The sequence below is a fragment of the Saccharibacillus sp. O23 genome (genome assembly GCF_002205895.1).
Lineage (GTDB): Bacteria > Bacillota > Bacilli > Paenibacillales > Paenibacillaceae > Saccharibacillus.
The window spans coordinates 91,656-114,782 of record NZ_NJDE01000009.1 but is presented as its reverse complement, the minus strand read 5'-3'; the positions used below and the strand labels follow the sequence as shown (position 1 = coordinate 114,782).

Sequence of the window (23,127 nt, the reverse complement as noted above, 5' to 3'; positions counted from 1 at the left end):
TCATTCGTTGTTCTCCTCCAATTAGGTACGGAATGTGGGTGAATCAGTTCTTATTGACGCCGGCCGACATATTGACGCTCTGCATGATCGTTTTCTGCGCGAACAGGAACAAGATCAGCAGCGGAGCGATGGTGAACGCGCTGGCGGCCATGATCTGCGGCCAAGCCAGACCGTAAGCGCCGCCTTCGACGAAGAAACTTCGCAGTCCCGCCGAGACGAGACGCAGATCCGGATCTTTGGTGATGAGCATCGGCCAGAAATAATTGTTGTACTGTTCGATGAACGTAATCAGGATCATGACCGCGAACGAAGAACGGATCAGCGGCGCCATGACCGTCCACAGAATCCGGAAATGCGAGGCTCCGTCGAGCTGTCCGGCTTCGACCAGTTCGTGCGAGACTTGCAGGAACGCCTGACGCAGCAGGAAGATCGCGAACACGCTCACGCAGTTGGAGACGATCAGCCCCGCATAGCTGTCGAGCAGATGCAGTTCGTTCAGCACCAGATAGCTCGGCAGATAGACCGCCGTGCTCGGGATCATGTAGCCGACCAGCACGATTCCGGTAAACGAGCTTTTGAGCCGGAAATTCATATGGGTCAGCGCGTAAGCCATCATGCTGGCGTTGACGACCTGAATGACGCAGATCGCGACCGCCACGAACACGCTGTTGAACATGTAGCGGGCGAACGGCGCGGAGTTCCATGCATCGGCATAATTGCTCCAGTTGATCGCTTCGGGCCAGAAGGTCGGCGGGAAACGCCAGATCTCGTCGTTCGTTTTCAGTCCGCTCGTCACCATCCAGTAGAACGGGAACGCCATCGCGAGGCTGATTACCGCGAGCAGGACGTAGCGGAACATACGCCAGAACTTTTCGCCGAAAGGCACGGCTTTTCGGCTCCGCTCCCGTCCGAGGTTGCGGCCGAGTTCGCGTTTGGGCTTCATTTTGCTTGCTTCGGTCAGGTTCATGAGTAGTGCACCAGGCGTCGGCTGAACAGGAACGACAGTCCCGACAGCAGCACGCAGATCAGAATGATGATGACGGCGATCGCCGAAGCTTCGCCGACGTTGAACGATTCGAAAGCCGACTGGTAATACATATAGAGCAAAGTACGCGTAGAACCGGCCGGTCCGCCCTGCGTCATGACGTTGATCTGGTCGTACGCTTGCAGCGACTGGATCGTCAGGATGATCGACAAGAACAGCGTGGTCGGCGAGATCAGCGGCAGCGTGATCGCCCGAAACTTGTCCCAGCCGCCCGCCCCGTCGATCGAGGCCGCTTCCATCAGATCCGCAGGCAGATTGCGCAGCGCCACCAGATAGAACACCATCGACCAGCCGATCGATTTCCAGATCGTGACGATCATGACCGCTACCAGCGCCCACGTCGGATCCTGCAGCCAACCGACCGGCGAGACGCCGATCCAACCGAGCACCAGATTCGCCAAGCCCACGTCCGGTTCGAAGATCCAAGACCAAGCGATCGACACGGCGACGGTCGGCGTGACCCACGGCGAGAACATCATCGCCCGGAACAGTCCGGTCGAAGGCAGTTTGCTGTTCATCAGCAGCGCCAGCGCCAGTCCTCCGACGATGATCGGAATCACCGTGCCGAGACCGAACAGCAGCGTAACCTTCAGCGCTTGATAGAAATCGGCGTGCGTCAGCAGGTAGACATAGTTGTCCAGACCGACGAACAGCTTGTTAGGACTCATGAAGTCCCACTCGGTAAAGCTCAGGTACACGATGTAGCCGAGCGGCCCGAGCCAGAACAGCAGCAGCGGAACCAGAGCCGGCAGCGTGAACAGCACCGCTTCGCCTTCCCGAATCGTTTTCAGACGCAATCTCTTCACTCCTTATGTTCAATTTTTTCTGATCGCTTGCGTATGTAGAGCGTTTTTTCGTTTCTCTTTTTCTTCTGTACAAAAATGATTGTACATTCGTTTTGAAAAATGCAGATTATCCGTGTGTTAAATCGCGAGGGTTTCATGTAAAATATGAGCAGAACGAAACAGGGGAAAATCTGCCGGAATTCGGTTCGGAGGTGACATTGTGGAAAAGAAATCCGCCGGGGCGTCCGTTTCGCCTCAACCGCCGGAGCGGCAGGAACTTCGGAAGAAAGTCATCGAATCGATCGCGACGACGATGGACCTGTACGGCGTCAATCATTCGTTCGGCCAGCTCTACGGCATCATGTATTTCGAAGATCGGCCGATGACCTTGGAAGAAATGAAAGATTATATGCAGATGAGCAAAAGCAATATGAGCTACGCGGTACGTTCGCTGACCGAGTCGAAGATGATCTACAAACTCGACGAGAAAAAAGACCGCAAAGACCAGTACGTCGCCGAGACCGACTTTTTCCGCACGTTCCGCAACTTCTTCGGAGCCAAGCTTCAGCGCGAAGTGGACGTGATGCTGGCGAGCATCCGCGAAGCGGTGCCGGATCTGTCGGAGATCGTGCTGGCGCAGGAGACGGAACCGGAAGAACGCGAGCAGGCGCTGCGCGATCTGCACAAGCTTCGGCATGCGGAGCAGTATTATGTCTGGCTGCAAGGGTTCGTGGACCGGCTGGAAGGCGGGGAGATTTTCGGAGCGGAGCCGAGCGGCGAAGATCTCTCAGGCAGCGCCGGAAGCGCGACGGACTGAACGCCTCGCCCGACAACGTACATAAAAGAATCGAACAGTCGGCACGGCAAAAAGGCGAAGCCCGTTTTTGAACGGTTCTTCGCTTTTTTGCTGCTTATTTCATATTTAAAAGCACGAGCGGCTTGCTTCACTAATCGACCGCGCCCAGAAACTCGGTATCCAGCACGGTTTCCTGTACGGTTCCGTCCTTCAGCTCAACCCGATACGCTTGCGCGGCCGGTCTGGAAGACACGATCCGATGCAGCTTCCCGTCCCGATAATGCAGCGCGACGCCGTCGTCCGCCGCGATGCCGTCTCCGATCTCGCCGGATTGCAGCAGTCCGCGATAGCCGGGACGACGTTCCGCTTCGCCGTCGTAATGCGGACAATGGCTGCCCGGCAGCAGACCCAGCGCCCGGATCGCGCCGAGCTGTCCCGTGACCGAATCGGTCACGCCTTCTTCGAACCAGCAGATCGCCCCGGCGCTGAGTCCGGCCAGCACGACGCCTCGTTCGTAAGCTTCGCGCAGCATCTCGTCCATTCCCCATTCCCGCCAGAGCGCCAGCATGCTGCGGGTATTGCCGCCGCCCACATAGATCACGTCCTGCTCCAGCATATAGGCTTTCAAGTCGCCTTCCGGCAGCTTGAACAGCGACAGATGCGAAGGCTCGCACGGGAGCGTGCGAAACGCTTCGTAGAACCGCTCGATATATCCCGGCGCGTCGCCGCTTGCCGTTCCCAAGAAACAAACTTTCGGGCGTTCTGCCGAAGACTGCTCCAAAATGTACCGATCCAGCAGCAGGTTCTCCGGTTCCATCGAGAATCCTCCGCCGCCCATCGCGATGATCTGCTTCATGCTCTTGTCCTCCCCGTTCAGAAAATGCCCAATTCGTTCCGCGTCACATGGCCCAGTTGAGCTTCGAAATCGTCGCTGGCCGGGATCTCCGGCACCAGATGCCAGCGGCCTCCGCTGTCCAACCCGTATACGCGCCAGCCTCCGGCATCGAGCTTGAACTGCGCCACCGGAAGTTCGATCCAGCGCGAACCGTCTTTGGACGGACGCTGCTCGACCAGAATGACGTCGTCTCCGTCCATCGCGTAGCCGATCCCGCGCTGATTCTTCAACTGTTCCTGCACGGTACTCTCCATATAATGGCGCATGATCTTCTCGATGCGCCTTCTCGTAAAATCGTCCATTTCAGCAGGCCTCTCTTTTCTCCGTGTTTGTTTCTTTTTATTTGTATTTTCTTGAAGCGGCGCTGCGGGCCGTCCGGCGGATCGCTTAGCTTTCCACCGCTTCCAGCCGCGCCGCCAGTTCGCGCGCCAATTCCGAATCGGCCGCCTGCCGCCGGTAAGAACGCGGCGGCGTATACGCGAACCGCTCCTGCAGCTCCGCGAGCGGCAGCGGTTCGATCGGCGTTAAGGCCGACAGCGGCAGCGCGAAGCCGCGCTCCAGGCCGTCGAAGTACCGGAGCGTGTCCGCGTACGCTCCGGGCTCGTCCGCCTCGGCCAAGGCGGCCAATTCCTCCGGCGTGCCGGTCAGCGGCCGGCCGAATTCGGCGTACGCGACGATCGCGGAGACCGGCGCGGCCAGATACAGGAACGCGCCGGGCAGTTCGCCCGATAATCGGCGGCGGAACTCGTGGCGCTTCGCGCCTTCCTGCATCCGCGCGTAAGGCCCCGGCCGCAGGCTCATAACGATCGGCCCCTCGATCATCGGAACGCTCCTTGCGGCAGCAGCGCATGCACGCCTTTGACGCCGTTGACGATCTGCGTGATCCGCAGATCGACGACCGCGCTGCCGAGGGCGATCGCTTCGACCCGGCTCGGCCCGTGCCCGCCGTCGTAAACCGTTTCTCTCGCGACCGGCTTGACTCGCGTCGCCCAACTCTCGCCGACGCCCCAGCCCGCGTCCGGCGTATTGAAACGCAGCGTATCCCCGGACTTCATCCGCAGCAGCGGCGGCACCTCCGCGGTCAGCGATCCGATCAACGATTGCCGGTTGAATTCCATCCGATGCAAGCTCATTCGACGCCTCCTCCGATTCGTTAAGTATCATGCTTCAGAATACCACTTCGTTTCCTTCGAGGTTTCGTCGTTCACTAATTTGTGACAATGGAATTACCGTACTTCGACGAGACGCGGCCAACTTTACGCATCCGTTTCCGAAGGATTTTGCAGCGAAGCGACCATCGTGATCGAAGTTCCTTCCCGGCCGACCTCCTCGAAGCCGAAGCGCCAGTAGAGTTTCATCGCGGGTTCGTTGCGCGGGTCGACGCTGAGCGATACCCGTTCCGCTCCGCGATCGCGCAGGCCTTCCAGCAGCGCGGCGAGCAACGTTTTCCCGATCCCTCGGCCTCGGCTGTCCGGCAGCAGCGCCATGCCGAGTTCCGGCACGTCTTCCGCCACGAATCCGTATCCTCGCGTATCCGCCGTAAAATACCGGGCCGTGGCCGAACCGAGCGGCGTTCCGTCTTCTTTTTCCGCGATCACGCCGAAGTCTCCCGCTCTGCCCCAACCGTCCGCGTATTTGCCGATCGCCGGATCGTCTAGAATCTCGCGTCCGAACGGCTCTTCGCCCTCGCCGACGTATAAGGATTCGTATAACATCTCGCGCACAAAAGGAAAGTCCTGCCGCCGGGCCGGACGAATCCTATAGGTCGCTTCATTTTTTTTCGTTTCGCTCATTGTGTGCCCCCTTGTTTGTTTTTCCGTTCTTTCTTATCTTTAATAACGCGTTCTGCGAGCCAATCGTTTCGACAGGGGCTTTTTCCGATTCCGGATCTTGACGTGCCTCGCGCCTTTGAGTCTGAACGCGAGCTTTCGGGTAATGAGGAAAAGAATTGTTGCGGATTTGCGCTTTTTTCATGCATTTTCAGCGCAGTATCCTCGTTTACCGGGTGATTCCGGTCGTACACCATTCAAGAAGGAGAGCTGGTCCAACCTATGAGCAAAACAATATTCGTATCCAACCGTCTTCCCGTTACCGTGAGCAAAAGCGACTCCGGCCTGGACTACAAAGAAAGCATAGGCGGTCTGGCTACCGGACTCAAAAGTTACCACGAGCAGGGAGACACGATCTGGGCCGGCTGGCCGGGCGTCGCGCAGGATCAACTGAGCGAAGAAGAATTGTCTTCCGTTGCCGATACATTAAAAAAAGATTATAAATGCCTCGCCGTTCCGCTCACCGAAGAAGATATCGAGATGTATTACCACGGTTTCTGCAACGAAACGATCTGGCCGCTGTTCCACTACTTCACGAGCGCCGTCGAATACCGTTCGAAGACTTGGGAAGCTTATCAGCGCGTGAACCGCAAATTCTTCGACGCGGTCGCTCCGCTCATCGAGGACGGCGATACGATCTGGATCCACGACTATCAACTGATGCTGCTTCCGCAGATGATTCGTGAAAAATATAACGACGTGAAGATCGGCTTTTTCCTGCATATTCCGTTCCCGTCGTTCGAGATCTACCGTCTGCTGATCTGGCGCAAAGAACTGCTGCAAGGCCTGCTCGGCGCCAACCTGATCGGCTTCCATACCTACGATTACGTGCGCCACTTCCTCAGCAGCGTGCGTCGTCTGCTCGGCCACGAACATAATCTGTACAAGATCCAATTCGAGACGCATATCGCTCAGGTCGACGCGTTCCCGATGGGGATCGATTACGATTATTTCGCCAAAACGCCGACCGGCGAAAAAGCGTCGCAGGAATCGATGGATTTCATCGAGAGCACGAAGAACCTGCGCAACATCATTTCCGTCGACCGGCTCGATTATACCAAAGGCATTCCGGACCGGATCAAAGCGTTCAAGCATTTTCTCGCCAAATATCCGGAATATCATGAGAAAGTCCGTCTCAACCTGATCATCGCGCCTTCGCGGGTAGGCATCGAGAAATACGACAATCTCAAACGCGAGATCGAAGAATTGGTCAGCGAAGTGAACGGCGAATACGGTACGTTCAGTTGGATGCCGGTCTGGTTCTTCTTCCGCACGGTATCGCAGGACGACCTGATTGCCTTCTACCGCAACAGCGACGTCCTGCTCGTGACGCCTCTGCGAGACGGCATGAACCTCGTCGCCAAAGAATATATCGCGTCCCGCACCGATCTCAAAGGCATGATCGTCATGAGCGAAACGGCCGGCGCGGCCAGCGAACTCGGCGAAGCCGTCATCGTCAATCCGAACGATCACGAAGCGATCGCGTCGGGCATCAAGATGGCGCTGGAGATGCCGGAAGACGACAAAATGGACCGCAACCGCAATATGCACCGCCGTTTGTCGCGCTACAACGTCAAGTTCTGGGCCGAAGAGTTTTTGAATACGCTATGGGCCGCGCCGCAGGAACGTATCCATACCGAGCCGCTGAACAAGCTCACTTCCGGTTCTTCCGAATTGGAACAGGCTTACCGCAGCGCGTCGAACCGGGTGTTGTTCCTCGACTACGACGGTACGCTCGTCGGTTTCAAACCGACGCCGGATCAGGCACGTCCCGATAAAGAGCTGAAGCTCCTGCTCGCTAATCTGACGGCCGATCCGAAGAATACGGTCGTGATCATCACCGGCCGCGACCGCTTCACGGCGGAGAAATGGCTCGGCGATCTGGACGTGACGATCGTCGCCGCGCACGGCCTCTGGCTGAGAAAACCGGGCAGCGAATGGGTGATGACGCTCAACATGGACAACGAATGGAAAGAAACCATCCGTCCGATCATGGAGACGTACACCGACCGTACGCCGGGGTCGTTGATCGAAGAGAAAGATTATTCGATCGCTTGGCATTACCGCCAATCCGAACCGGAGATCGCTGGCTTGAAACGTAACGAACTCAAAGAAGCGCTCATGTCCGTGACGCAGTCGATGACGGTCGGCGTACTGGACGGCAACAAAGTGATCGAGGTCAAAGACTCCCGCGTTAACAAAGGCCACGGCGCGCATCTGGTGCTGAACCAAGGTGAGCACGACTTTGTTTTCGCCGCCGGAGACGACCGGACCGACGAAGACATGTTCGCGGCGCTGCCGGAAGGCTCGTATTCCGTAAAGATCGGCAAAGAAGTAACCGCCGCCAAATACCGGCTGAAATCTTCGAACGATATCCGCGCTCTGCTGGGCCGGTTCACGGAAGTATCCGGCGAGGTTACAACTAATCAATGACATGACCTCTTAAAACTAAAAAGTTTAATCCAAAAACTAATAGGATTATTTTATAAATTAATAATTAAATAGTATACAAAACACATGACGGACGTGGTCACTATGAATGACTACGTCCGTCATATTTTTTTCAAGATGTCCGCCCATTTCGTTATTAAACAGATCCTTTACTACTAAGAGATTGATCCAACATTTTCCAAAGCGTTACTGGATAATGCACTTAACTCATTGCTCATTCTTTTTTCCAGCCTTGAATTTCTGCTTTAATGACGTTTTCAAACACGAGCACAACCACATTTACCATATACATTTAACGGAGCTTTTGATGAGAACTTGTGATTGGCTACCAAACATTTTCCTGCAATGGAGACAGCTGCAAACGCCATAGTATTTGTTATAAACCTTTCTTCATCAACGGTTTGTCTGTCGCCGCGTCTCTGCCGATTCAACCACGTGTAATAACCTCTTTTAGAGATGCAAAACAGTTCACAAAGCCACCTGTTCTGTCCAGTTTCGTGTTATCTACAAAATGGCAGCTTAACGTGCTTTCATTCCTCCTCCCTCCATATCGTCAAGCCCTTTTTTTAAAATTCGTCTCACGTTTTAAAACTTTAACTACTTTTCCCGCGATATGTACCCGAATCGCTTCTTTCTTGAATTTCAACAGATATGTTTTGAACTTCTGTCCTTTTATTCTATGAAAAACCTACTCTAAATGCTCATTATTTTACCTAAGGCTTTTCTAATGTCCATTTTAAGGGGTTCACTCTATGGGAAAGAGAGGTTTTCTTTTGTGATATAAATCAATGATGTCAGGGAGTAAAAGGAATATGTTTTCAAATAACAGCCAAGAAAAGCAGATTTATTCCAAAAAAATTGGAGGTTGAGACAGTGAATCCTGAAGAATTTTATATCTCGTCGGAAATGGGAGAAGAAATAACCATTGGTCAAAAAGAAGAAATGGCGGCTTGTGCTCTTTGTTTAGGTTGTGCGGCATGCGCGGCATGCTTGGGTTGTGCGACTTGTTTAGCCTGCTTGATTCTCGGACCAGCTACAGCAATAGTGACTATTGCGGCGGCAGGGGAAGTAGCTACCGTTGCGACTGGAGCGAGTGCTGCAGCGGCAGTCGCTATCGGAGTAAATTCAAGATAATCTTCTATCTGTCATCAATTACCTAAAGGGGAGGGCTTTCCTCCCCTAATCGAATGAGAGGTGCGTGAATTATGAGAGGTGTTAAATTCATTAGCAAACAAAATCAGGAATATTTTTTTGATAATGATACTGGACAAATTCTTTTTGGAGAACGAAATGAAGGCTTAGAAAACTTAAAAGAAAAATTCAATCTAAGTAAAAAAAATAATATTCGCTTTTTAGAAGAGTCTGATTTACGAGATTATCTCTATAAAGATGGAAATGGATTCAAACAACTAATTTTAGAAATATCATCAGCATGTAATTTACGCTGTACCTATTGCATTTATTCAGAGCATTATCCATTCACTCGAAACCATGGAACAGGAAAAATGCCTTGGAAAATCGCTAAAAGAACTATTGATTATTATTTTGAAAACTTCGAGATAATGTATCATCGCAATCCGATCCGAAAAGCTGTAATCAGTTATTATGGCGGGGAACCTCTTACTAATTTTAAAATTTTAAAACAAACTGTCGAATACATCGAGCAGCAATATTCTCAATACGAGGTACTTTTTAATATTACAACAAACGGGCTTTTATTAACTCCTTCAATTCAAAAGTTTTTATATGAGCATCATTTTTCGGTTCTTGTAAGTTTAGATGGATATGAAGAAAATCATGACCGTAACCGTTTAGATATCCATGGAAAACCAACTTTTCATAAGGTGTTCGCACATATTCAAGAATTTAGAGCCAACTTTCCAAAAGCAAGCGTCTCTATCGCTATGTGCTTTGACTATAAAACAGACTTTCGAACTCTAGCAAAATTTGTTGACGAAAATCAGTTGTCAGTCATCCACACCGGACAAGTTCAAGCACAAAACAGTACTTACTATTCTGCTTTTACTCCTGAGGAAACAGCACATTTTTTTGATAATTACCAAATTATGAAGGAAGAATTTTTGGCAAGTGCTGCAACAGGAACAATAGAGCGTAGTCAATTCTTATACCGATTTTTTGGAAGTATTTATGCTAGCTTGGCTTTTCACCCCATGATTCGCGAGAACTCTCATTTTATTCGCCCTTATACCGGCACGTGTGTACCAGGTGAAAAGTTATATGTCACGATTGATGGTAATTTTAAAATATGCGAAAAAATAAACAGCTCTTTCAATATCGGAAATGTGGAAAAGGGGCTGGATTTAAAAGCCTCCACAAAAATATTGAATGACTACAATCAAAGCATTTGCACCAAATGTCAAGAATGTTCGATATCAAAACTGTGCACACTCTGCTTCAAAAACTTCGAATCTGAAAATGGATTTGAATGGAATCAACAAGTGTGTACTAATCAACAAAATAGTATTCAGGCGCTTTTAAGCGAATTTGTAAGCATGTTAGAAGAAAACCCAAAACTATTTGATGAGGTTACTATGGATTACTTCGAACTTTTAAATGAATCAGGAGAATGCTTATGACCTATTTCAAACTTAACCCTGGAGTTTTTTTGATAGTAGGAAAACAAAAATCGCTTATTCAAGATGTAGTTGAAGAAAAAATTTTTTGGATTGAAAACAATTTTGCTGAAATGATTAAGCGCGGAGAAAATGGTAGCTTCTTTAAGAACGAAGAACTCCATTTATTAAAATCCTTTTTCTCAAAATATTCATCACTTGGAACCTTCTCTGACAAACCTATTTTTATAGATAAATTTAGACCCATTAACATCTATAACGAAAAAAAGCTTCATAAGAATACGCCTTTTTTACGTACCGCAACTCTCCAAATTTCTAATGAATGTAATTTGAGCTGCAATTTTTGTTCTACTTCTTTTTGTCCGAGTTGTAAAATCATCAAAGAAGATCCTGAGGCATTAAGTTTCGAGGAATGGCTCACTGTCGTAGATCAACTGGCAAGTTACGGAGTAAGCACAATATTGCTAACTGGAGGTGAGGCTGCTATATCTCCTTTTTTCAAAGACTTAGTACGGTATATTTTAAACAAAGGAATTTCTCTTTCGGTTCATACTAATGGATTCTTAAAATCACAACAAATACCGCAAGAAGTACACTTGATTGTCTCATTATTTGAGTCAGATTCTTTAAATGCAATTGTTAGAAAATATAGAAACCATCATCTCACTACTGCTATTCTTTATTCTTGCAACAATAAAGTACGCCCCTCTATAATACCAGCTTCATGGCAAGTTAAATTCTCGAGAACTTCACCACTGCCTATCACAAAACAAAGCATGGTTAATACGGACTTTGACTCTTTCTTTTCTCGGAAAATGACAGATAATTGCTTGGATGAAAAACTTCTAATATCCTATAATGGAAATGTTTATCCTTGTATGGGCTTTAAACAAAAAGTAGGGACTGTTTACGGAAATCAGCTGCATCTGGCCATCCGAACTTTGTTGACAAACTACTGGAAAAAAAACTCAGACCACCGTTCTGGAAAATGCCAACAGTGCGAGTTTCGCTACGCATGCAATGCCTGTTCATTTTTTGATTTAGAATTTTGCCAATACAATGTGGAGGAAGGCCAATGGATATCGTCATTGAACGAGTAAGTAAAACTTTCGAGAAAAAAGTTATCTTGAATAACATCAACATTCGTATACAGAGCGGACAAATCTATGGACTTATCGGGCCTAATGGTGCGGGGAAAACGACGCTTACTCGTACGATCTTGGACATATATCGCCCTACTTCAGGTGCGATATATGTCGATGCAGTTCGAACTTCTGAACCTGAGTTTGGTGAGGTAAGGAAAAAAATAGGTTGTTTAATGGATCAACTCGGTTTGTATAAAAACCTAACCGCTTGGGATAACCTAGAATTTTTTCACCGCATCCATTTTCCAAAGGCGTCAAGAAAAGTCCGTTCAGCTGATATTGAACAGTGCCTTGAACGAGTAGGGCTTTCTGAAAATAAAAATCAAAAAATCAATTTTTTCTCTCGGGGAATGCGACAAAGATTAGCCTTAGCTCGTGCATTTATAAACAAGCCAAGTTTATTGATTCTTGATGAACCCAATCGTGGACTTGATGTTGAAGGCAGCTATATGCTCAGAAAATATATACAAAGACTCAAGCAAGAAGGATTAACTGTGTTTATCAACTCTCATCAATTAGAAGAGATGAAAAAGGTGTGTGATATTTATGGATTTCTCGATAAAGGTACTTTAGTAGAGGAAGGAACATTCGAAGAATTAAAAAATAAATACAAATCAAAACTGGGGGATAACTTAACATTAGAAAGCATTTATAAAGAGGTTTTTAAATTCGAAGCGGAACAAGACTTGAGAATTATATGAGGCTTTATTATTCTTTTTTTTGGTTAGGATATAAAATGCTTCTTCGACGTTTCGTTTTCTTGATCGCTCTTTTGTGTTTACTTTCTACTCCTGATCTTAGCTCAGGCCTTTCTTTTCCTTTGGAGCTACGACTATATATTTGTTTTTTTTCTATTCTTCATCTATATCACTCTGAATATGTTGAGTCGCATAAAGAACTTCTTTACACGTTAGCGTTCGATTTTCGAAAGCTTATTTTTAACATTAATGCAGCTATACTACAGTTAGCAATTCTAATCTTTTTATTTCATTTTGTTATAATTTTCACTTTGATCCCTAATCTTCTAGCTTCTTTATCATTTTCTTATACGTTGTATATGCTTACCCTTTTAACGGCCTTACTTGCTGTTGGTCAGCTCCTTATAACGTTTATGATGATCTCATCGAGAAAAAGAAGATTTTTGGTGTATAGCTTTGAAACTCTAATTGTATTCTTACTGCTAATTTTACAAACTTTTCATTGCTATTTTTTATCCGCCATTGTTGTAGGGATGTTAAGCCTAGTGACTTATGTTTTTTATTTATTCGTCACTCAAAAAAACTATTTCAAAGCACAACAAGAAAAGGAGCTGTAGCTGACTATGAGGGCCCTTTTATGGAAACGTTGGATTGAATTTAAAAGCAGTAAAATCAAGATTCTTTTTTTAATTTTCTCACCGATTATCTACTATTTTTTGTTAATCAATTTATCCCTTTCTTCTACTATAGCAATTGCTTATTTTCCTCTTTGCACAATACTGATTAGTAACTATGCTCACTGGAATGTTGAGGATTTGATACATGGCGAATCCTTATTAGTCACTTCACTGAATCCTTTCATTTTGTGGTGGTCAAATTGTCTATTCGTCTCACTCAGCAGTATCATATATTCAATATTCCTTCTTTTTCTTTTTAACTTCCCCGTTTTTAGCATGTACGGAACAAGTTATACATTAAGTCTTAACTCCTGCACTCAGAGTATGGCACTCTCTGTTCTAGGAATAGGCTTAATAGCAATCTCAACAGTTCATAATACAGACTTCTCTAAATTTAAGCAGTATTTCACGAGTATATTCGGAATTCTAAATTTTTTTATTCCCTTACTTCCTTTTTTGATAGGCTTTTATTTGCCCTTGAACCTTCTGACGACTGTACTATCTTTAGTGATCGGAATTACACTTACATTTTGTTCGATAGTCATTGCTCGAAAATCCACACGTGAAAAATTGGTAATTAACATTCAAAAACTCTCTGAAGCTTACGAATTTCAGTTGATGAATGACTAAGGAGGATCCTGCATGTTGCCACTAAACAGAAAAAAATTTATCGATAAAGCTACTGTGGAAAATTGCATTCTTTATTATGAGAACAATGATATATTTTTAGAAACTAATAAGGAATACCTTTTATCTAAAAAAGAATTATTAAGCCACACATGTTTCACAGCTCCCCAACTGCAAGAATTTATTCATAAAACGCGACAATCAAATTACACTGACTTCACTTATGGTGATTATCCGCACAAAAAAAATGAAATTAAAAAAAGTATTTCTTTAAGTTATAGATCACTGATTGACTGTATGTATATTCAAATACCTTATTTCACAAATAAATTGGTTACGGAAGTGAAGAACCTTTTATTCGATTCTAATTCTCCTGATTTAATAATAGATCTTAGGGATTCACCAGGAGGCTATACAGAGGCATGTATGGATTTTTGCAGATTATTTCTCGATGAAACTGATATTGCTTTATTCCGGTATAAAAACAAACGAGTTATTCATTTCAAAAGTGGCCCTTGTGCTTTTCGTTTTAATCGTATTTTTATATTCATTAACTCTAATACGGCAAGTTGCAGCGAAATCGCAACTTTGGCATTAAGACTTAATTTATCAATGGTTACTCTTGTAGGGTCATCAACGTTTGGAAAAGGCTTTGGGCAAGATTTTATACGAAACGAAAAATTCGGATTTTCTTTAACTATTCCCACTTTCACTTGGGAGTGTAAGAATGCTGGAATAGAAACTTTACATACTCTGATCGAACAAGATAACAAGCAACATTTACTGTTCAAAAAGAACGAAGACTATTTCGCTTGCGTATTGAATCAATTGTAGGGAGGTAAAAACATTGAGCGATGATATGAGCGTCATCTTTTGGCTTATCATTTCCTATGTACTAATCGCCGTTGTCGCTTGGATTATTGGAGTTAAAAATGAACATATGCGTTCAGAGTTAAAAAAGAATATAGTGATGATTGGTCTCATCTTTTTCATTGTTGCCTTTTTTATGATTGTCATGATGTAGATCTTTGGGGAGCTGTCGGCTCCCCCTCAACGTCAATCAGCACTTAATGATTCTGCTGTGCTCGCTAATTGAGTCTAGCTCCGTATTCTCCTCCGGCACGATCGCTTGAACCTCGATCTCCACCAACAGCTCCGGTTCGATCAGCGCTTTGACTTCGACCATCGTCGCGACGGGACGGATATCGCGGAAGACTTCGCCGTGTGCGCGGCCGATCTCTTCCCAACGCGAAATATCGGTCACGAACATGCGCGTGCGGACCACATGTTCCATCTTGGCTCCCACATGCTCCAGCGCCTCGCGGATCGTGTGCAGGATTGCGGCCGTTTGCGCATACGCATCGCCGACGCCGAGCACTTCTCCGTCTTTCATCGCCGTCGTGCCCGCGACTTCCACTACGTTTCCGACGCGAACGGCGCGGCTGTACCCGACGATCGGTTCCCACGGCGAGCCGGTTTGATAATTTTTACGATTCATGCGAACATTCTCCTTTAAGGCAGCTTGCCGAAGCTCCGCCGTTCTCAATACTTTTCGACGATTATCTTCATCTTGCGTCCGATCCGCCGTTCGATCTTCGGCAGCAGCAGAGCCGCTTGATCGTCGTCGAAGTCGGGCGCTTGCGCCGTGCTGATATAGACCGAGAAACGAGCGAATCCGATCGGCCACGGATAATTCAACCGGTCCAGCGTCGTTGCCTTTTTGCAGCACGGCATCACAATGTCCAGATCCGCGAATTGATTGTCCGTTTCGGAATCCGTTACCGCTTGGCTCCACCAGTGTCCGTCGACTTCCGCTCCGCAGAACGGGCAGGTAATCCCTTCGGAAAGAAATCCGCTTTCGAACAGTTTTCTTTCTTCCGTTACCCCGGCGTCGAGATGAGGCGATACCGTTTCGAGAAACTTTTGCAGATTCTTCAACTCGTCGGGAGTCGGAACGAAATCGATATCATTTTCGGGAATGAACGTGTAGTCGTAAGTCCCCAATACAAACGCCTCCTTCTTGTTTCAGCTTTTCCTTGTATAAACGCCGGCTTCTCCAAGAAAATCGTCGCGGCTCAACCCTTTCTCCCCCAACAGCTCCCGGTAAGCCTGAATCGTTCCGTCATGGCTGACCGCGAATACGCGCAGGCATTCCTGCTCCCGCATCCAACGCAGCAGTTCGGACGCTTCGGCTGCGAATTCCGCCTGCGGCCGATCGTTGATGCCGAGCCGCCAGCGTTTTTCATCGTCTTCGGTTCGAAGCCGCAGCCACGGATACGCCGCTTGCGTTTCCTGTCGGGTAAGCGGAATATCGCACGGCAGCGTCGTCCATTCGGGGTTCTGCGGAAACATGCGCGGTCCGAGCAGCGGGCTGACCCACAGCCTAGTCTCCGTCATGCCGCGGGTCAGCAGTTCCAGCGTCTCGACCGTTCGCACCGTGGGGCTGACGACGAACAAATCCTGTTTCGTCATGTCCAGCCGCTGCTTCAGTTCGAGCACCTGCCTTCTCCCCTGCTCGGTCAGCCGCGGATGCTTGCGCTCCAGTCTGCCCGGCACGTCAAGTTTATGCTCGCCTTGGCCGTGCCGGACGAAGATCAGTTCCATGTCCGCCCCGGCGCGAGCATCCGGTCCCGCTGCAGCCGATACGTTTCGATCTCGCTGCCTTCGGTGATTCCGTAATCTTCGGCAAACACGTTCAGAATCCGGCCCAACGTGTGCAGCAGCATGCAGTCGTCGTCCGCGATCTCGTACAGATGCACCAGCGCGTTCAGCGCGTCGATACGGCGAGGAGCCTGCTGAAGCGCGAAAGAGCGCTCGTAAGCTTCCGCGGCTTCCGGGTAATGCGCAAACTTCGCGTACTGTTCGCCGAGCAGGAACGAGCACATCGGGTCGTCCGGATAACGTTCGCAAGCCTGCGTCCACACACGGACCGCTTTTTCCCGCTCGCCTCGGCGATAAGCGACTTCTCCCGCGTAAAACTCCACTATGTACCCTTTGGCACCGACATGCGGACGAGCTTGTTCGATCTCGATCGACGCTTCGTCGAGCCGGTAATCGGCGATCAGATGCTCGATCAGAATCCGGCGGGCGATCAGGAGCGACGGGTGCTGCCGCACCATCTTCCGATATTCCGCGATCAGCCGATGATGGTTGACTTTATGAAAATCGGGCAGCATCCCTTCCGCGCAGACCACGTAGTTATCATGCAGCCCTTTGAGCTCCGGCGACTGCCGCAACCCTTCCCAAGCGATCTCGGCTCCGGCGCGGCGAATCGATCGGGACCGGTAAATCTGAATCTCCGACAGCAGCCACAGGCATTCCGCTTCTCCCGTCTCTTGGTGCAGCCGTTGGAATCTGGCTTCCATCAGATCCAGTTCGGCGTTCGTCAACGTACCGGTCTCCCAAGCGGACCAGAGTCGATCCGAAGCAAGCTCCAATTCCTTTTTAAACGTCTCCGCTTTCTCTCTTGCGTACATACTGCGATTCATCGCGTTTCCTCCAGTCCTTGTCGTTGCTCCTTGCCGGGGACCTGTCTGCAACCTATAATGGACATACTGATTCCATGTACAGCGGCAAAGGAGTAAGGTAATCATGACGCTAAATCAATCCCAAGTTCCTCTTAACCAAAAAAACGTCATCTTGATCGGTTTTATGGGCGCGGGCAAAACGACGGTCGGCCAACTGCTGGCGCAAAAGCTCGGACGGGAGTTTCTCGACGCCGATCTGGAGATCGAGCGCCTTCACGGCATGCCGGTAACCGAGATCTTCAAAACGATGGGCGAACCCGCTTTTCGGCAGATGGAAAAAGAATACCTCGTCGAGCTGTGCCGCACGTCGCGGGAGAAAATCGTTTCGCTCGGCGGGGGTTCTTTTATGCAGCAGGAGATTCGCGAAGCTTGCCTCGGCAGCGGGATCGTCTATCATCTCGATCTGGATTGGGAATCGTGGCTCGAACGCTTCGAATCGCTGATCGACACCCGGCCGATTCTTCAGAGCAAGTCGCTCCAAGAAGTGCAGGAGCTGTTTAACAGCCGCAAGCAGGTCTATGCCGACAATCATCATACGTTCGCCGTCGACAAGCTGTCTCCCGAAGAGATCGCCGAAGAGATGGTCCGCCGGATTCGCGCCAGCTGGGAACAAGCCTGAATACGGAAAAAGAAGGCGTCATCGTGCGATTTTCGTGCCGTACGCCTTTTTGCGTGCTTGTCGGAAATTCGCTGCGTTCGCGAAGCGCTCGGTTAGGGCGCGGCCGGCCGGTTTTTCTCGATCAGCCAGCAGTCCCGCAGTTCGCCTTCGTGCATCTCGCGGCGTTCCAACCGTTTGACCTTCGCGAACCCGTTTTTCTCGTACACGCGCAGCGCCCGGCCGTTTCGGATTTGCGGGTCCATCACGATTTTCTCGGCTCCCCGCTCCCGGAACAGATAGTCCGTGACCGCCGCGATCGCCCGCGTGCCGACTCCCCGGTCCCGGGCGTCCCCTTCGCCGATAAACTGATCCATTCCGTAGATGACGATCCCGTCTGCATATCCGTACAGCTCGCGTTCTTCGTCTTCCAACGGGTAGAACTGCAAATAGCCGATTTCGCGGCCGTCCGCCAGCAGGATGCATGCCGCTTCTTCGCCCGGATCTTCGTCTTCGTAAAAATCTTCTCGAATCCGCTCCGCGTCGAACTGCTGGTCGCGCCCTTCGTACCATTCCAGCACCGCCGGATCGGTCAGCCACTTCAGCAGCAGCGGCGCGTCGTCCGGTTCGAGCGTGCGAAGCGCGATTCCGTTTCGTTCGAATAACCGCATCCGATCTCCTCCTTCGATTTACTTCTAGTACGCCGACCGCTTAAGAGGTTAGGTTTTATGCGGTCAACTCACTAACGTTCGATCGCGATATGCAGCACGGCACGACCGGCCGCATCCATATAGACGTGCGCGCCGCCGATATCGTCCGGCGTCACTTCCATCCAATTGTGCTCGTCCAATTCGGCCGCATAGAACCGCACGACGATGCAATCTCTGCCTTGATACCGGTCTTCCCGCATCGAGACATGGACTTTGTTCAGATCGTAGCGTTCCGCCCACGGATTCTTGCGGATCGCTTCGATCGCTTTGAGCAGGAACGGTACGTATTTCTTGTGGATCTTGAGGAATGCCGGGTCTTCCGGTTCGTCGAACTTCTCGAATGCCATAAGCGTTCGTTCTCCTTCCTTAGATCAGCTTCACCGCAAACGCGATAAAATAAGCGGCCGGCAGCAGCAGCGCTTGAGCCAGCAGCGTGCCCGCCAATCTCGATCCCATCAGCAGCACGTATACTTTGCCTAACCGATCGCGATACGTCTCGTCGTTCATCGCTTTGTCCGTGATCAGGCCGACCTGCGGGTCGATGAACACGGTCAGCAGAATGGTCGCGATCCCGTTGATCAGACCGGACGATTGCGAAGCGGTCGTGCCGAGCTCCGGAACGAGATAAGCCGCGTACAGCGAGGCCAAGACGCCCACCGTATAGATCGCGGTCACGAATACGTTGATCACGATAAAACGCTTCGAGATGCCCAGCACGCGAAACTGGCTAGGCTTCAGCGAAGGCTTGCGCACATAATGGCGCGTATTGCGAAGCTGGCCGATCGTGACGCTCGTCATCAGCTTGGGAAGCGAACCGGCGATTTCCAACTTGGCGATCACACGCCCCCACAACAGCACGAAGGTCGGAAACAGCAGGATCGCGACTGCCGTGCCGAGCGACGCCGCCAGCAGAATGATCTGCATATGGCCGAGCAGGGCGAACGACGGGTCTTTTTTGGCGACGTCGACGAATTTGGCGGTCATCGGCGCTTGAATCAAGTTGGCCGTACGCGATACGAGTACCACGATCCCGGTCAGCGACAGCGCGACCGCCAGTTTGCCGATCCGCACGCCCGCGTAACGCAGCGAATACGACAGCGTCTCCGCGGCGTGAATGATTAAGGTCAGGATAAAAATCAAGATCAAGTGATTTAGCATGGGTTCTTTCGCTCTCCTATTGCGGCGGCTTGTCTTGAGGTCCATTCCGTGAACAACTGACGCAGATCTAGGCCGGTTCGCCGAATAAAATCGTTCAGTTCTTCCGGAGATAGTACGGTCGGCAGCGATTGCAGATCGATCGGCGGAGCGTTCAACATATCCAACTTGAGCTGACGGTACGCATAGACTTCTTCCGCCGACAGCCCGCCCAGTTCGAACGCGGTGCCGGACTTAAGCTTCTCCAGCCATGCGCGTCCATCCGCCTTTTCCAGAAGCAGCATGAATTCGATCGCCTGCACGTCGCGGTGATACCGCGAACGGCCTTCGGGATGCGCTTCGTACGCCGGATAGATTTCGAACGTCCATCTGCGGTCGGTATAGACAACCGAGCAGATAATGCAGGAACCGAGGATCGGCTTCCGCCTGTCTTCGGTTGGCTTCGAATACTCCATAGAGCTGCTCGTCCGTCAAGAATTCGCCCGAGACGATCATCAGATGCGCTTTGGCTTTCTCGAGTCGGTCGTTGCTGCGGACATGTACCGAATCGGGAGCGAGACTTCCGAGCAGAAATTCCGGAGACGGCTCGTTCATCGCTTCGGCCGCCACGGCAAAATGAACCATAGGCCAAGGCATTGCGCTTCCTCCTTATGTAGGGCTTACGACTATGATCATACCATCCGGAGGAAATAATGGCATCTTTGGGGGATCGGCGGCGGAAGGACGCACAAAAAAAGCCGCGCCGCAATCGTAAAATCGATTGCAAGCGCGGCTGTTCGCTTACTGAAGAAAAATAATTGATATGACTCGAAACCCGTTGTAAACATCAATTCGGCTCAATCAGGCATTGCTGCCAATAATTCTTCGGAGACTGCGCTAATCGCCTCTCCCTCTTGAGACATCCGCTCGAACGCTTCAAGCGCTTCGTCAAGTTTATCTTCATTCTCCGTCTCCAAAGCTGTCAGCATCAAAGAATTGGCTTCTTCGCCAGCAACAATTGCCGACAATGTATGATCATGCAGCTCAACAAATTTATCGTTTAAAGCAGTAAATTCAAGTTGGGGAAGCGCGATCGTTTCGAATTGGTGGCGGATTTCGGTAAAACTGTCTTTAATTTTAGTTAGTTCAATTTTGAGTTCATTCACATCGATTTCTTTATTTTTCACGGCCGTTATCACGGTTACCATCTGGTTGATCGTAGGTTCCAACGGTTGGGTTACAGAATCATACTCGTTCATATATTGATCGAGCTTTTGTTGATCGGCATCAGAAACATCCTCTTCCGTGAAGCTATCCAACGTTTTTGAGACTGTTACAGACTCGGAGACAGCCTCCGCAGGGTTCTCTTGCTCGGCTGTTACTTCAGGTTCTAAAGTTTCCGCCGCCGGAGCCGCTTCTACCTCCGTCTTCGGTTCAGCCGCTTTTTCCGCCGGCTGTTCCGCCGCCGTCTTCGTCTCGGCAGAAGCTTCTTTCGCCGTACCGTTCCCCCCGCACGCCGCCATGAACAACAGCGAACAGATCGCTACGCTTGCCAAAAATCCTTTTTTCATTTTTCTATCTCCCCTGTAATCATTATACGTTCCTCCAATATCTGGACTCACAGGGTAATGATACGGGCAAGCAAGCAAAAGGATTCATTTGCTCAGCCAACTTTCTACGCGGCGGTGTCTTCCCATTCCGACGGTATCGAATTCGTCCGCTTCGCCTTCCGCCGTCTGTACGCCGAGCAGCCGCAGCGCATGGTTGATCGCTTTGTCCGCCCGCACTTCGCGCAGCAGTTCCCGACCGTGCTCCCAGACGACACAGCCTTGATCGCCCGTGCCGCCGAAATAATCCGCTTCGACGTAGGCGACGCGGCCGTGCTCGGACAGCTCGACTCCGAAAGCTTCGATCCGATCCGTCAGGATGTCCCACAGCTCCAGCAGCCGGCCTTCGTCGGCATTCATCTCGTCTTGCAGCTCGTCTCCGATCGGAACCACGGCCAACGCGCCCGTCAGCGGCACGATCTTCGAATGCCGCAAACGGATCGAGGCCGCCTCCAGCACCTCCGGCGTTCCGATAAATCCTTGAAACGTATAGCCCAACTCGATTTCTCCTTTTCCGCATTTATTTGGTGCCGGCATCCCGCTGCAGTTCTTCCTCCGTAAGCCGGTCGATCTGCGCGCGTTCCTGCTCGTCCAATCCGTCCGCGCGCCGGACTTCCCGTTCAAGGTCATAGCTGCGCGCCTCGTCTTGCTCCATCAATCCCAGATGCCGCCGAATCTCTTCCATCCCGGCATGAAGTTCCCGCGTACGGCGGTAGTTCGCGATCGTCACGGCGAAGATTACCCCCAATACGATGAACAGTCCCAATCCCCAAGGCGTAAATGCCGCGATCAGGATGCCGATCAGCGCCAGACCGATCAGATAAATCGCATTCATCGGCGTTCCTCCTCTCTGTTCTTGCTGAACGTTCCGCAGACCGCCCGAGTTACGACCGTACGCGCATGTTCATCGTTTAACCGGCCGATTCAATCTCGTTCAACGCGCCCTGCGCCGCGCCGCGAACGGCCGGGTCTTCATGTTCGAGGAAGCGCGCGATGGTCGCGGCGTATTCGAGGTTGTAGCTGCTGCCCAGCACTTCAAGCACTTCCGTCAACAGTTCCGATTCGACCTCGTCGATCCGGCGGGCCAGAGTCTCCATCTGCGTACTCGAATAGAGACGGATCAATTCCAGCGCGTCTTCCTTGATCTCTTTGGATCGATCACGCAGCACTTCGCGCTGAAGAATCTCGAAGATCTCTTCGGCGTAAGGCAGGTTATAACCGAAATAAGGGTCGAGATACCGGTCCAGACAGAACAGCAGGTTCAACCGTTCGTCGTCGCCCGCGTTCAGCAGAAAAGTCTCCACGGCTTCCGCTCCGCTGCGCACGATCTCCATATGAGATTCGCCGTAGGAGATTCGACGTACCGGGCGTTCTTGATCTTGTTCGCTCATATCGGATCGCCTCCTCGCATCAAGGGTTCAGGATTCCGGGTTCGGGCGGATCATTCTCTGCATGATCGGATGATCTTCTTTCAACTGCAGCAGGTCCCACAGATTGCCGTACAGATCTTTGAACACCGCGACCGTACCGTAGGAATCTTCTTTGGGTTCGCGCACGAACTCGATGCCTTTGTCTTTCATTTCGCGATAATCCCGCCAGAAATCGTCCGTGTTCAAGAACAGAAAGACTCTTCCGCCCGCCTGATTGCCGACGAACGGTTCCTGCTCGGGTTTCGACGCGCGCGCGAGCAGCAGCGTCGTGCCGGCCGATCCGGGCGGAGAAACGACGACCCAGCGTTTGTCCTGCTCCGGTTGGTAAATGTCCTCGACGAGCGTGAAATGCAGTTTTTGCGTATAGAATTCGATGGCTTCGTCATAATCGTTTACGACCAGCGCGATATGTACGATAGATTGAATCATGAGCCAACCTCCCTTTATCCTCCGATCATACCATGCCCCTACGTGCCTTGGTTGAAACATTCGACCGGACCGCCCGCGATCCTTCCGATTCCGCAAAAAAAGACGACTGCCGCCGGATGGCGAGCAATCGTCTATGACTGCGGTCGAAGGTCA

Annotated in this window: 29 protein-coding genes; 9 read left to right on the top strand and 20 right to left on the bottom strand. The window is 50.3% G+C overall.

The annotated features are described in order from the left end of the window. Positions 1–43: 43 nt before the first annotated feature. A complete protein-coding gene (locus tag CDO73_RS12530) occupies positions 44–859 on the bottom strand; it encodes a carbohydrate ABC transporter permease (protein ID WP_256972695.1) in 816 nt (271 codons plus the stop codon). A 104-nt stretch (positions 860–963) separates the two neighbouring features. After that, complete coding sequence (locus tag CDO73_RS12525) at positions 964–1,842, bottom strand: carbohydrate ABC transporter permease (protein ID WP_088488861.1); 879 nt, start codon at positions 1,840–1,842, stop codon at positions 964–966. A 208-nt stretch (positions 1,843–2,050) separates the two neighbouring features. On the opposite strand from CDO73_RS12525, the gene CDO73_RS12520 reads away from it, so the two are divergent. Beyond that, the gene (locus CDO73_RS12520; protein WP_088488860.1) at positions 2,051–2,647 is read left to right on the top strand and encodes a GbsR/MarR family transcriptional regulator; all 597 of its coding nucleotides are present in this window, start codon (positions 2,051–2,053) and stop codon (positions 2,645–2,647) included. Between the two features lie 130 nt (positions 2,648–2,777). On the opposite strand, the gene CDO73_RS12515 is transcribed toward CDO73_RS12520, so the two are convergent. From CDO73_RS12515 to CDO73_RS12495, 5 genes are all read right to left on the bottom strand, one after another. Next, positions 2,778–3,482: a Type 1 glutamine amidotransferase-like domain-containing protein gene (locus tag CDO73_RS12515; protein ID WP_088488859.1), complete on the bottom strand. Its 705-nt coding sequence runs from the start codon at positions 3,480–3,482 to the stop codon at positions 2,778–2,780. A gap of 17 nt (positions 3,483–3,499) precedes the next feature. Further along, positions 3,500–3,823 (bottom strand): DUF3024 domain-containing protein, encoded by a 324-nt coding sequence (locus CDO73_RS12510; RefSeq protein WP_256972678.1) that lies wholly within the window; start codon positions 3,821–3,823, stop codon positions 3,500–3,502. A gap of 85 nt (positions 3,824–3,908) precedes the next feature. Next, complete coding sequence (locus CDO73_RS12505) at positions 3,909–4,343, bottom strand: hypothetical protein (protein ID WP_088488858.1); 435 nt, start codon at positions 4,341–4,343, stop codon at positions 3,909–3,911. After that, positions 4,340–4,654, bottom strand: coding sequence for a hypothetical protein (locus tag CDO73_RS26760; RefSeq protein ID WP_088488857.1), 315 nt, complete (start codon positions 4,652–4,654; stop codon positions 4,340–4,342). Before CDO73_RS26760 ends, CDO73_RS12505 begins: the two co-directional genes overlap by 4 nt. 123 nt (positions 4,655–4,777) lie before the next feature. Continuing rightward, positions 4,778–5,314, bottom strand: coding sequence for a GNAT family N-acetyltransferase (locus tag CDO73_RS12495; protein ID WP_088488856.1), 537 nt, complete (start codon positions 5,312–5,314; stop codon positions 4,778–4,780). A 258-nt stretch (positions 5,315–5,572) separates the two neighbouring features. Here CDO73_RS12495 and CDO73_RS12490 point away from each other — a divergent pair, with 258 nt between their 5' ends. From CDO73_RS12490 to CDO73_RS26755, 7 genes are all read left to right on the top strand, one after another. Beyond that, entirely contained in the window at positions 5,573–7,783 is a 2,211-nt protein-coding gene (locus CDO73_RS12490) for a bifunctional alpha,alpha-trehalose-phosphate synthase (UDP-forming)/trehalose-phosphatase (protein ID WP_088488855.1), read from the top strand. A gap of 891 nt (positions 7,784–8,674) precedes the next feature. After that, positions 8,675–8,935, top strand: a complete 261-nt coding sequence (locus tag CDO73_RS26485) for a hypothetical protein (RefSeq protein WP_143536128.1) — start codon at positions 8,675–8,677, stop codon at positions 8,933–8,935. Positions 8,936–9,006: 71 nt separating this feature from the next. After that, positions 9,007–10,398: a radical SAM protein gene (locus tag CDO73_RS12485; protein WP_088488854.1), complete on the top strand. Its 1,392-nt coding sequence runs from the start codon at positions 9,007–9,009 to the stop codon at positions 10,396–10,398. Continuing rightward, positions 10,395–11,495, top strand: coding sequence for a radical SAM/SPASM domain-containing protein (locus CDO73_RS12480; protein ID WP_179218684.1), 1,101 nt, complete (start codon positions 10,395–10,397; stop codon positions 11,493–11,495). The genes CDO73_RS12485 and CDO73_RS12480 overlap by 4 nt, the downstream gene beginning before the upstream one ends. After that, positions 11,471–12,241, top strand: coding sequence for an ABC transporter ATP-binding protein (locus CDO73_RS12475; RefSeq protein ID WP_088488852.1), 771 nt, complete (start codon positions 11,471–11,473; stop codon positions 12,239–12,241). The genes CDO73_RS12480 and CDO73_RS12475 overlap by 25 nt, the downstream gene beginning before the upstream one ends. Before the next feature lie 1,316 nt (positions 12,242–13,557). Continuing rightward, the gene (locus tag CDO73_RS12460; RefSeq protein ID WP_088488849.1) at positions 13,558–14,376 is read left to right on the top strand and encodes a S41 family peptidase; all 819 of its coding nucleotides are present in this window, start codon (positions 13,558–13,560) and stop codon (positions 14,374–14,376) included. A gap of 13 nt (positions 14,377–14,389) precedes the next feature. Then, positions 14,390–14,566, top strand: coding sequence for a hypothetical protein (locus CDO73_RS26755; protein WP_179218683.1), 177 nt, complete (start codon positions 14,390–14,392; stop codon positions 14,564–14,566). A 36-nt stretch (positions 14,567–14,602) separates the two neighbouring features. On the opposite strand, the gene CDO73_RS12455 is transcribed toward CDO73_RS26755, so the two are convergent. From CDO73_RS12455 to CDO73_RS12440, 4 genes are read right to left on the bottom strand one after another with little or no spacing between them, the layout of a single operon-like run. After that, a complete protein-coding gene (locus tag CDO73_RS12455; RefSeq protein WP_088488848.1) occupies positions 14,603–15,040 on the bottom strand; it encodes a RidA family protein in 438 nt (145 codons plus the stop codon). Positions 15,041–15,084: 44 nt separating this feature from the next. Further along, positions 15,085–15,546, bottom strand: a complete 462-nt coding sequence (locus tag CDO73_RS12450) for a hypothetical protein (protein ID WP_088488847.1) — start codon at positions 15,544–15,546, stop codon at positions 15,085–15,087. A gap of 21 nt (positions 15,547–15,567) precedes the next feature. Further along, positions 15,568–16,146 (bottom strand): histidine phosphatase family protein, encoded by a 579-nt coding sequence (locus tag CDO73_RS12445; RefSeq protein WP_088488846.1) that lies wholly within the window; start codon positions 16,144–16,146, stop codon positions 15,568–15,570. After that, positions 16,137–17,030, bottom strand: coding sequence for a tetratricopeptide repeat protein (locus CDO73_RS12440; RefSeq protein WP_088488845.1), 894 nt, complete (start codon positions 17,028–17,030; stop codon positions 16,137–16,139). The genes CDO73_RS12445 and CDO73_RS12440 overlap by 10 nt, the downstream gene beginning before the upstream one ends. Positions 17,031–17,133: 103 nt before the next feature. Here CDO73_RS12440 and CDO73_RS12435 point away from each other — a divergent pair, with 103 nt between their 5' ends. Then, positions 17,134–17,688, top strand: coding sequence for a shikimate kinase (locus CDO73_RS12435; RefSeq protein WP_088488844.1), 555 nt, complete (start codon positions 17,134–17,136; stop codon positions 17,686–17,688). 92 nt (positions 17,689–17,780) lie between these two features. On the opposite strand, the gene CDO73_RS12430 is transcribed toward CDO73_RS12435, so the two are convergent. From CDO73_RS12430 to CDO73_RS12390, 9 genes are all read right to left on the bottom strand, one after another. Then, a complete protein-coding gene (locus tag CDO73_RS12430; RefSeq protein WP_088488843.1) occupies positions 17,781–18,335 on the bottom strand; it encodes a GNAT family N-acetyltransferase in 555 nt (184 codons plus the stop codon). 71 nt (positions 18,336–18,406) lie between these two features. Then, the gene (locus CDO73_RS12425; RefSeq protein WP_088488842.1) at positions 18,407–18,721 is read right to left on the bottom strand and encodes a hypothetical protein; all 315 of its coding nucleotides are present in this window, start codon (positions 18,719–18,721) and stop codon (positions 18,407–18,409) included. A gap of 19 nt (positions 18,722–18,740) precedes the next feature. Continuing rightward, positions 18,741–19,532: a lipid II flippase family protein gene (locus tag CDO73_RS12420; RefSeq protein ID WP_088488841.1), complete on the bottom strand. Its 792-nt coding sequence runs from the start codon at positions 19,530–19,532 to the stop codon at positions 18,741–18,743. After that, positions 19,526–19,984: a hypothetical protein gene (locus tag CDO73_RS12415; RefSeq protein ID WP_088488840.1), complete on the bottom strand. Its 459-nt coding sequence runs from the start codon at positions 19,982–19,984 to the stop codon at positions 19,526–19,528. The genes CDO73_RS12420 and CDO73_RS12415 overlap by 7 nt, the downstream gene beginning before the upstream one ends. Positions 19,985–20,365: 381 nt before the next feature. Continuing rightward, on the bottom strand, positions 20,366–21,079 hold the full coding sequence (locus tag CDO73_RS12410) for a hypothetical protein (RefSeq protein ID WP_088488839.1): 714 nt from the start codon (positions 21,077–21,079) through the stop codon (positions 20,366–20,368). An 84-nt stretch (positions 21,080–21,163) separates the two neighbouring features. Continuing rightward, a complete protein-coding gene (locus CDO73_RS12405) occupies positions 21,164–21,613 on the bottom strand; it encodes a hypothetical protein (RefSeq protein ID WP_088488838.1) in 450 nt (149 codons plus the stop codon). Between the two features lie 22 nt (positions 21,614–21,635). Next, positions 21,636–21,950 carry a hypothetical protein gene (locus tag CDO73_RS12400; RefSeq protein ID WP_088488837.1) on the bottom strand — a complete coding sequence of 105 codons (315 nt, stop codon included), beginning with the start codon at positions 21,948–21,950 and terminating at the stop codon, positions 21,636–21,638. A 76-nt stretch (positions 21,951–22,026) separates the two neighbouring features. Then, a complete protein-coding gene (locus CDO73_RS12395; RefSeq protein WP_088488836.1) occupies positions 22,027–22,506 on the bottom strand; it encodes a HEAT repeat domain-containing protein in 480 nt (159 codons plus the stop codon). Positions 22,507–22,533: 27 nt separating this feature from the next. Continuing rightward, positions 22,534–22,974: a VOC family protein gene (locus tag CDO73_RS12390; RefSeq protein ID WP_088488835.1), complete on the bottom strand. Its 441-nt coding sequence runs from the start codon at positions 22,972–22,974 to the stop codon at positions 22,534–22,536. Positions 22,975–23,127 lie beyond the last annotated feature (153 nt).